The sequence below is a fragment of the Candidatus Rhabdochlamydia sp. W815 genome (genome assembly GCF_018642185.1).
Taxonomy (GTDB): Bacteria; Chlamydiota; Chlamydiia; order Chlamydiales; family Rhabdochlamydiaceae; genus Rhabdochlamydia; species Rhabdochlamydia oedothoracis.
Window position 1 is genome coordinate 1 of the sequence record NZ_JAAVTY010000054.1, and the last position, 9434, is coordinate 9434.

Genomic DNA, 9434 nt, shown 5'->3' on the forward strand with positions numbered 1-9434 from the left:
AAGATCTTAAAAAACGCCTTTTATTTTGCAAGCAAAATATCGGCTCGGGGAGCTTATGAAGAATTAAGAGAATTTATATTCCCCTTGTGTGCAATAAAATCTATTTATGCAATTCTTAATTTGAAATCAAACTAGTATATTATTATTTCCATCTTTGGAATAAAAAAGATGATAAAAATTCTAAGAGTATTCTTGAAATAGTTTTAAAAAAAATTGGTTGGCGAGGTCAGAAAGAAATACACTTCATACTTTTACAGTTATTCCCAAAAGATGGGTTGTAGAGCGTTCTTTTGCGTGGATAGAAAAATGTCGCAGGCTATGGAAAAATTGCGAAAGAAAACTACATACAAGCCTGAATATGGTGGTTCTTGCTTTTATTGCTCTAATTTTGAAAAGAGTTTAAACAGGCTCTAAGAGCCTGAATATATTAACATTTTTATACAAGGAAAATATAATATGATCGAATTGCCAGCCGTTCAATCACAAGACCCAAGGTCCTTTTGGGAATTACGCCATGGAGAGATTAGAGCTGTTGCACGTCGTGTAACTGCTGCAGTGTCTAGCTTCTTCCAATTGGGTCTGCGCATTATTTCAGAAAGCTGGCGTCAACTCAGAGATAGAGTTATTGCACTTCTTCCAGAGAAAATGGCAATAAGGCTTGACCCTAGAATAATGCTCATTCGCATCATACTAGAAATGCCTCTTGATAAAAGAGCAGACTTTACTTGCAATATACTTGAGCTTATCTCACCTCAAATAGATCAAAATATCAAAAACACATTTATTAAAACTGTGGCAGAAAGTCTTACAAACGATGAAGGTAAGTTAGTGAGAAGTATTCTTCCATTTGTCACTATCGAAATGTACTCTTCTAAAAATATAGAAATTACTCAGAAGAAAGTAGCTTCTATCCCTGTGAATGATAGAGAAGAAGTGATCAGAATCTCTCGCTTACTAATGACCCCGGAAATGACAGCATATGACAGAGCCAGAATGCTTCGGGAAGTAGCTGCCTCTTTCTTACTAATCACTTCGAAAATGATAGCAAATGAGATAGCCTCAATACTTCGGGAAGTAGCTGCTATCCCTGTGAATCAGAAAGAAGAAGTGATCAGAAGATCTCGCTTACTAATCACTCCGGAAATGAATACATATGACAGAGTCAGAATACTTCGGGAAGTAGCTGCTATCGTTGCGAATGAGAGAGAAGAAGTGATCAGAGTTCCACCCCGTATAGGAATGAACGTACACGAAAACGATCGTGATCAGCGAATGAAAGCAGCCATCGAATTGTTGTTTGATCGTCAAAAAGATATAACAATTGCCGAGATTCATGAGGCTAAGGATAACTTTGTTGCCTATCTTAAGAAATGCTCAATCGATAGCGAAAAAAAAGCGCTAGCACAACGAGCTCTTCTAGAACCAAGAAAGAATAATCAAGATTTTGGTCCTCTTATTAATGATGAGGGCTTCACTATACTGGGATTACAAATGTCAGGAGCAGATCTAATTGGTCGCCTTAGGATTTTTATATCGAAACTACCTGAGAATGAACAAATAAATGCGCTAACCAGTATGATTTCTGCATTGAGCGACTCATATAATGACTGTAATACAAGAGTGTGTAATCAAGGAAAAACACAAAGATTGGTAGTTGCTGTACTTCAAGGACGCCTTCCAGGAGTCAATATTGAAGGGGATGTTATTTCAATTACAACCGAGGCGGCTATGGAGATGTTCTTTAACATAAAAGCTCATCAGGAGATTGATAAATTTAAAGACTTGATAGAAGCTGCTAATCAATTTTGCAATGAGCATGTCCTTGTGAATAAAGATACCTTTATTCTAGAGATCAAGGAATACGCTAGAGTGCAAGAAATAGAAAATTAAATTTATTTTTTCTTAGAGCCTGTTTAAAATCTTTTCAAAAGTGAGGATATTCTGGAGAAAGATTTGCAAAGAGTGTACAGGAAATATTAGAATATAGTGGTTTCGATTCAATCGTATAGAAAAATAGCAGAAAACTTCAAAGTTCGATCTCTTAAGAATTTCAAAGATCAATTTTTTAAAAAACTTACCTCAGGGAATCTAGTACTATAGCTCAAGAGATGTGGCCAGAGCCGGATTTGAACCGGCGACACAAGGCTTTTCAGGCCTCTGCTCTACCGACTGAGCTATCTGGCCATACGGATGTGAATCAAGAAAGATATAAAGCCAGATGATTTTTTGCAATAGATTGTTTATCTTTTATTAAAGTTTTGAGCACTGCTTTCTAATAACGCCATATCCTTTAAAATATTTAATGCCTCAGACATTTGCAGATCTTCTATTCCCCAATTGCGATTTGCTGTTAAAGCATTTTGTTTTCCTTCTTTTTCTTGTTTTTTAATATCTAAAAATAGAGAAAAATTTTTATCACGACTAAGCCTTTGACTACTATTTATTGTTAAAAGCGATTCCATTTGATTCCAGATAGAAACCTTTTTCTGCAGATTTGGCAAATAATGTTTTTGAAACCAATTAATCTGTTGAGGATTTATATCTACTAAAGGATCTGCATACACCGATGGAATTCGATCGCATTTTAGAGGGTATTGCAAAAATCGCTCTCCTACATCATAGATAAAATACCGGGTAGGAACTACAATGTTAGCTTTTACTCCTTCGATTTGCGTAGAAGCTCCTGAAACAGTGTAATATCTACCGACGGTTACTTTAAAAAAAGAAGGCGCCTTTTCCCTTGTCACAGTTTGAAATTGAATCGTACCTTTTCCATAAGTTCTCTCATCCCCTATTACTAAGGCAACACCATAGTCTTGCAATGCTTGTGCGACAATTTCAGCAGCAGAAGCTGAAAGTTTTGAGGTCAAAATAACCAAGGGACCATCGTAATAATTCCTTCCATCTAATTCCCGCAAATATTGTATTTCTTCTTGGGCATATTTAGAAACAACGATCACCCCATTAGAAATGAAAAGACCTGCAACTTTAACTGCTTGCGTTAAAAACCCACCAGAATTATCCCTTAAATCTAACACCAAACCATGCAGCTTACCTTGTTTTTTTAACTCTCTTAAAGCAGATCGAATATCTGCTTCACAACTTGAGCTGTCTTTACTTTCATAAAAAGAAGGAAGGGTAAGCTTTCCAATAATTCCATCCCCAAATGGCTCAAAAGCATATTTCAAACGATCTTGCTCCATAATGATTTTTTCTTTTTGTAGCGCTACAAAATAACTCGTCTCTTGCTTATCTTGTATTCTTTTTAACTCTAATTCAATCTTGCGTTTGCTCCCATTTTGTAGGCTGTCTAAGACCTGTTCATAAGAGAGCTGAGAAGTAGATTTCCCATCAATGGATATAAGCACATCTCCCGGCATAATTTTTCCTGTGCGATAAGCAGGCCCTCCTTTAACTAAATCGCTAATGACAACCCCTTCAACAGATTCGGTTAATACTACACCAATTCCTTCGAATTGTTTTTCTAGACAAGTGCGCATTTCTATAGCTTCTTTAGGACTAAAATAGCAGGTATGTGCATCTAAACTCTTTGCCATAGCTTTAAGAACATGCATAGACATCTGTTCTTCTAAAACATTTTTAGTCAGCTTTTTACCCTGAGCGTCTACATCCAGATAAGCATTCTCTAAACGAGATAAACGCTTTTCCCACAGAGCAAATACCTTTTGAATATAAGCACCATCAAATTTTCTATTTGGGTTTTGTTTCCTCTCAAATGCAATGATTTTTTGTAAATGGCTTTTAATCCTTGCTTGCAGTTCATCTTTACTACGAGGATAATCGGAATGAGCTTTGTGATTTGTGAATTCTTCGCCTGTTTTTATAAGCTCTTTTTGTATCAATACTCGATAAGCACGTTCTCTTTTAATAGCATTTTTAATTATGTTGTTTAATTCTTGAAAAACTGTGAAATAACCTTGTTTATATTGCTCTACCATTTGAGTTAACAATTCGTGGGATGGGTTAAGATAAGCATCAATTTCATCAAAAAGTAAATAATTTTTATTGTTATCAAACTGCTCGATATAAATTCTTAAACTACGTTTAGCAAGCAACTCATTAAATTCTTTATGCTCTACATGGTAACGCAGCATCTCTTCCATGTTATTACGGATAGAAAAAACTGCTATACTTGGTTTTTTAAAAGTCCCCGTATTACCGGATACTAAAACCAGACCGAGTAAACTTATTAAAAAATTTTTAAATATCTTCATCCTATATAACCCTTGTTTATCTTTAATTATATGATAAGTCTAATTTTTAAAATTAAATTTCTCAATAAATGCTTAAGAAGCCTAGCTTAAAAATTTTTTAAACTAGGTTTTTGATAATCTTTTTGCAAGAAATGTTGTTCCCAGTTATATTTTCTTCCATGTTGTATGCTAAGAAGTAGCAGAAGCTTTTTCCTAAGGCTTCTTTTTTTAATTAACTCGCTCAAGGAGAAGGGCAAAGATGCCAACAATTAATCAATTAGTGCGTTTTGGACGCAAGTCAAAAAGAAAAAGAGAGAAGTCGCCTGCTCTACAAAATTGCCCGCAAAAGCGCGGTGTTTGTGTTCAGGTAAAGACAAAAACTCCAAAAAAGCCAAATTCTGCTTTAAGAAAGGTTGCATGGATACGCCTATCTAATGGAAAAGAAATCATTGCTTATATCGGAGGAGAAGGCCATAACCTGCAAGAGCATAGCATCGTACTGGTCCGCGGCGGAAAAGTAAAAGACCTCCCCGGTGTACGTTACCATATTGTAAGAGGAGCTCTTGATTGTGCTGCGGTAAAAGATCGAAAGCAATCCAGATCTAAATATGGCGCAAAGCGCCCTAAGTAAAGTAATCTTAGGATATCCAACATATGGAGATCCTGGCCCTCAACTGTCTCTTTTTTTAAGATAAAAGAGTCAATCGTGGGCCGAGCAAAGCAGCTCAAGTGAAGATCATTATTTTGAAAGAAGGAAAATTATGTCAAGAAGACATCGTGCTACTAAAAGACAACCTGAGCCAGACCCACATTATAAAAGCGAAGTTGTGGCTAAATTGATTAATAAGACTATGATTAGCGGTAAAAAATCTACTGCTCGCCGTATTGTATATAATGCTATTGAAGCTTTTGCAAAGAAAATTAAATCTACCGACACTTTAAATGATTTTTTACAAGCTCTAGAGAATGCAAAACCTTCTTTAGAAGTAAAATCTCGCCGCATTGGTGGAGCTACTTATCAAGTTCCTATTGAAATCCCTGCCGATCGTCGAACTTCAATGGCCATGACTTGGATTATCAACTATTCTCGTGCTAAAGCCGGAAGGTCAATGGAAGAAGCTCTTTGTGCCGAACTTGTGGATTGTTACAACAATCAAGGTGCCACTATTAAGAAAAAAGATGATACACACCGCATGGCAGAATCAAATCGTGCATTTGCCCACTATAAATGGTAAAGGAGTTATATGAGTCAACGACCGGAAAAAGATAAGTTAGAAAGGGTACGCAATGTTGGTATCATGGCGCATATTGATGCTGGTAAAACGACTACAACTGAACGTATCCTCTACTATTCTGGACGCTCTCACCGCATTGGTGAAGTACATGAAGGTGCTGCAACTATGGATTTCATGGAACAAGAACGCGAAAGAGGCATTACCATTACTTCGGCATCTACCACTGTATATTGGCCGGATAAAGATGGGGAAGATTGTAAAATCAATATTATAGACACCCCAGGGCACGTCGATTTTACAGTAGAAGTAGAGCGTTCACTTAGAGTTCTAGATGGCGCTGTTGCGGTATTCGACGCAGTAGCGGGAGTACAACCTCAATCAGAGACCGTTTGGCGTCAAGCAGAGCGTTATCAAGTTCCGCGTATTGCATTTATTAATAAAATGGATCGCGTGGGAGCTGACTTCTTCATGGCTGTTGATTCTATGAAAGATAAACTAGGTGCTAATGCTATCCCTGTTCAATGCCCCATTGGGGCAGAAGGTAATTTTAAAGGGATGGTTGATTTAATCAAAATGAAAGCATATCTCTTTTTAGATGAGACTTTAGGTGCTAAATATGAAATAGCAGAGATCCCAAAGGATCTACTCTCTAAATGTCAAGAGATGCGTCAACAATTGCTCGAAGAACTAGCAACTGTTGATGAAAATGAAGAATTTATGACAAAGGTGTTAGAAAACCCAGACATCCTAACAGAAAATGAAATTCATATAGCTATTCGTAAGGCGGTTTGTCAAAATCGATTAAATCCAGTTTTGTGTGGAACAGCATTTAAAAATAAAGGGGTACAACCTTTACTGGATGCAATTGTTAACTGGATGCCCTCTCCCATTGATCGAGGGTTAATTAAAGGAATTAATGCTGTCACAGATGAACAAATGACTTTAGAGCCCAAAGACGATGGGCCCCTAGCTGCTTTAGCATTTAAAATTGCAACTGATCCTTATGTAGGGAGATTGACTTTTGTACGCATTTATTCAGGCGTTCTTTCTAAAGGAAGTACTTTAATGAATACAACAAAAGGCAAAAAAGAAAGAATCTCACGTCTATTAGAAATGCACGCGAATCAACGCAAAGATCGTGACGATTTCTTTACAGGAGATATCGCAGCTTGTATTGGCCTAAAATATACTAGTACAGGGGATACCTTGTGTAGCGAAAACTCCCCTCTTTTATTGGAAAAAATGGAGTTTCCAGAACCTGTAATCTCTATGGCAATTGAGCCAAAATCAAAAGAGAATAGAGAAAGACTCTCCGTGGCTTTAGGAGCGCTCTCTGAAGAAGATCCTACGTTTCGCGTATTTACCAATGAAGAAACAGGTCAAACAATTATTGCAGGAATGGGAGAATTACACCTAGAAATTCTTCGAGATCGCATGTGCCGCGAATTTTCTGTGGAAGCAAATGTGGGTAAGCCAGAAGTTGCCTATAAAGAAACTATTACAAAACCTTGTAAAACAGAAACAAAATACGTTAAACAATCTGGTGGACGTGGTCAATACGCACACGTTGTCTTGGAAGTCGAACCTAATGAACAAGGTAAAGGCAATGAAGTCGTTAGCAAAATCGTCGGTGGCGTTATTCCTAAAGAATACATTCCAGCGGTTATTAAAGGGGTTAACGAAGGACTTACAACAGGTGTCTTAGCGGGTTATGGCCTTGTCGATGTAAGAGTTTCCATTGTTTATGGCTCTTATCATGAAGTTGACTCAAGTGAAATGGCTTTTAAAATCTGTGGATCAATGGCTGTTAAGGAAGCTGCGCGCAAGGGTTCCCCTATTTTACTCGAACCAATAATGAAGGTCGCGGTATCTACCCCAGAACAGTTTATGGGAGATGTTATAGGTGATATTAATCGTCGCCGTGGTAAAATCCTCAATCAAATTACGCAAAAAGGGATAATTCTCATTGAATCAGAGGTCCCTTTAAGTGAAATGTTTGGATATTCTACACAGCTTCGTTCTATTAGTTCAGGACGTGCCAATTATGTAATGGAGCCTTCTCATTTCGAGCGCGTTCCTCAAAAAATTCAAGATACAATTGTGAAAAAATAAAAACAAACAAGTATATATGGCTAAAAAAGAAAAGAAGAAAATACGCATTTGCCTTAAAGGCTATGACCAACGCGTTTTAGACCGTGCTGTAATTGACATTGTCGAGACAGCAAAACGCACCGGAGCTAGGGTAGCAGGCCCCATTCCTCTACCTACTAAAAAGCAAGGGTATACTGTATTAAGATCTCCTCATGGCGATCGTAAATCTCACGAGCAGTTTGAAATACGCACCTGTAGCCGTATGTTAGAAATCCTGGATCCAACATTAGATACACTTGACAAACTAAAAGTGCTTCCTGTTGCAGCTGGGGTACATATTACAGTTAAACAATTATCTTCTACAGGCAAACCGGCCAAAGCTGCTTAAAAAATAATAAAAAACGATGAATATCGCTTTTTATTTTTAAGGAAGGATATAACATTCGTTGTATCCCTCTATTGCTTATTTATTTCTCTATAAAATAATATTTTCTTAAGATTTAAAGGTCATTACGAAATTCCCATTCATCATTTCTAATGAAAATGCTAGACACATTATATCAAATTGACGCTGTCAATTAAGTTTTGCAATTAATATGTATAATCAATATTATTAATAATAATAAACCAACTTAGGACTATTATGATAATAGAAAAATGGGCAAAATTAGAAGGAAACTACTTTAACGATCAATTAGAATATACAAAAAACAAATCAGATAAACTAATCTTATCTGATCTTTTTCAAAGAACTATTACAGAAATTAAAAGTATTGAAGCGGAAGTTTCTTTAGAAATTATTATACCCGCTTTTCAACAAATAAATAAGTGCTTTAGAGAGAGAAATTCTGAGAAAGAACTTTCTTCTATAGTCTCTTCTTATGAAAGTTTAATCGAACTTTTGGTTTCTAAAACAGCAAAAGCATATGAGGGTAATTACCGAAAACTTGCAGATCAAAGTCTCAAGTTTAAAAATAATGATCAGGATATAGAAGCAGATTTTTTAAATAAATGTTTGGAATCCATGCAAAATAATATGGAAAAGTATTCAATGCCCAAAGGCATTATATATGAAATCATAAATGAAAAAGGCTTTACTGGGTATTTAATTGGAACTATACATTTCCTCAATTTTTCTTATCTTGAAACAAATGCACCTTGGTTACTCGAAAGAATCAAAGATTCTAGCGAATTGATTACTGAAATAGGAACTAGTTATCAAAACCTTCCAATAGATGAATTAGAATGCATACGACCTACAATGGACATAGGTTTATCTGAGTTAGCAATAGAAAATAAGACAGACTTACTGGGCTTTGAGACATTAGAATGGCAAAAAAGTTTTTTCTCGCCTACGCAAAAACTCACTCAATTAACGGACTACCCTAAAAATTTTTCCCCCTATTTGTTAGATAGATATAATCATACTTCGATTCAACAAATATATGAATCAATAGAAGCGTGGCAACATGGTAATATAGATGAACTGAAACTAATAACTACTAAACTAGTTGGGCCAGCGGCTAAACAAGTAGCTTTTAAAGAAAGAAACAAAAAATGGCTTTCAGAGCCTACCATTAACGTGATAGAAAGACTGGAAAATATGGAAAAGCCTATTTCTATAGCCGTAGGAGCTGGTCATCTTGTAGGTAAAACAGGATTTATTAAAGCTCTAGAAGCTACAGGAAAATTTCAAATAAAAAAAATTGATATGGCACTTTTAACAAGTGTTTTAGACAGAACTTGAGTTGACAGTCAGTACTTTATTGAAAGTAGATTTCTTGCATAACCCCTTATTTTAAAGCTTGGCCCTTTCAACCTTGAAGTGCACAAAAAAGAACATATAAATACTTGAAAAAACATCTATTGTGCACCCGAGCATAGCATGTTTGTA

7 protein-coding genes, 1 tRNA gene and 1 pseudogene are annotated in these 9434 nt (G+C 36.2%); 7 read left to right on the top strand and 2 right to left on the bottom strand.

What is annotated here, in order from left to right:
• Window positions 1–226 precede the first annotated feature (226 nt).
• Both RHOW815_RS04795 and RHOW815_RS04800 read left to right on the top strand, forming a co-directional pair.
• A pseudogene (locus tag RHOW815_RS04795) lies at window positions 227–403 on the top strand (transposase); the annotation flags it as partial.
• A gap of 53 nt (window positions 404–456) precedes the next feature.
• Entirely contained in the window at window positions 457–1890 is a 1434-nt protein-coding gene (locus tag RHOW815_RS04800; protein WP_215217203.1) for a hypothetical protein, read from the top strand.
• 221 nt (window positions 1891–2111) lie between these two features.
• Here the strand turns inward: RHOW815_RS04800 and RHOW815_RS04805 are convergent.
• Window positions 2112–2184: transfer RNA gene (locus RHOW815_RS04805), tRNA-Phe, on the bottom strand.
• 56 nt (window positions 2185–2240) lie between these two features.
• Window positions 2241–4235 carry a tail-specific protease Tsp gene (gene tsp, locus RHOW815_RS04810; RefSeq protein ID WP_215217204.1) on the bottom strand — a complete coding sequence of 665 codons (1995 nt, stop codon included), beginning with the start codon at window positions 4233–4235 and terminating at the stop codon, window positions 2241–2243.
• A 238-nt stretch (window positions 4236–4473) separates the two neighbouring features.
• Here tsp and rpsL point away from each other — a divergent pair, with 238 nt between their 5' ends.
• The 5 genes from rpsL to RHOW815_RS04835 all read left to right on the top strand — a co-directional run bounded on the left by rpsL (window position 4474) and on the right by RHOW815_RS04835 (window position 9287).
• On the top strand, window positions 4474–4845 hold the full coding sequence (gene rpsL, locus RHOW815_RS04815) for a 30S ribosomal protein S12 (RefSeq protein WP_138106740.1): 372 nt from the start codon (window positions 4474–4476) through the stop codon (window positions 4843–4845).
• A gap of 130 nt (window positions 4846–4975) precedes the next feature.
• Window positions 4976–5449, top strand: a complete 474-nt coding sequence (gene rpsG / locus RHOW815_RS04820; RefSeq protein ID WP_215217205.1) for a 30S ribosomal protein S7 — start codon at window positions 4976–4978, stop codon at window positions 5447–5449.
• A 9-nt stretch (window positions 5450–5458) separates the two neighbouring features.
• Complete coding sequence (fusA, locus tag RHOW815_RS04825) at window positions 5459–7561, top strand: elongation factor G (protein WP_215217206.1); 2103 nt, start codon at window positions 5459–5461, stop codon at window positions 7559–7561.
• 16 nt (window positions 7562–7577) lie between these two features.
• A complete protein-coding gene (gene rpsJ, locus RHOW815_RS04830) occupies window positions 7578–7928 on the top strand; it encodes a 30S ribosomal protein S10 (protein ID WP_215217207.1) in 351 nt (116 codons plus the stop codon).
• A gap of 255 nt (window positions 7929–8183) precedes the next feature.
• Complete coding sequence (locus tag RHOW815_RS04835) at window positions 8184–9287, top strand: TraB/GumN family protein (protein ID WP_215217208.1); 1104 nt, start codon at window positions 8184–8186, stop codon at window positions 9285–9287.
• The last annotated feature ends 147 nt before the right edge of the window (window positions 9288–9434 follow it).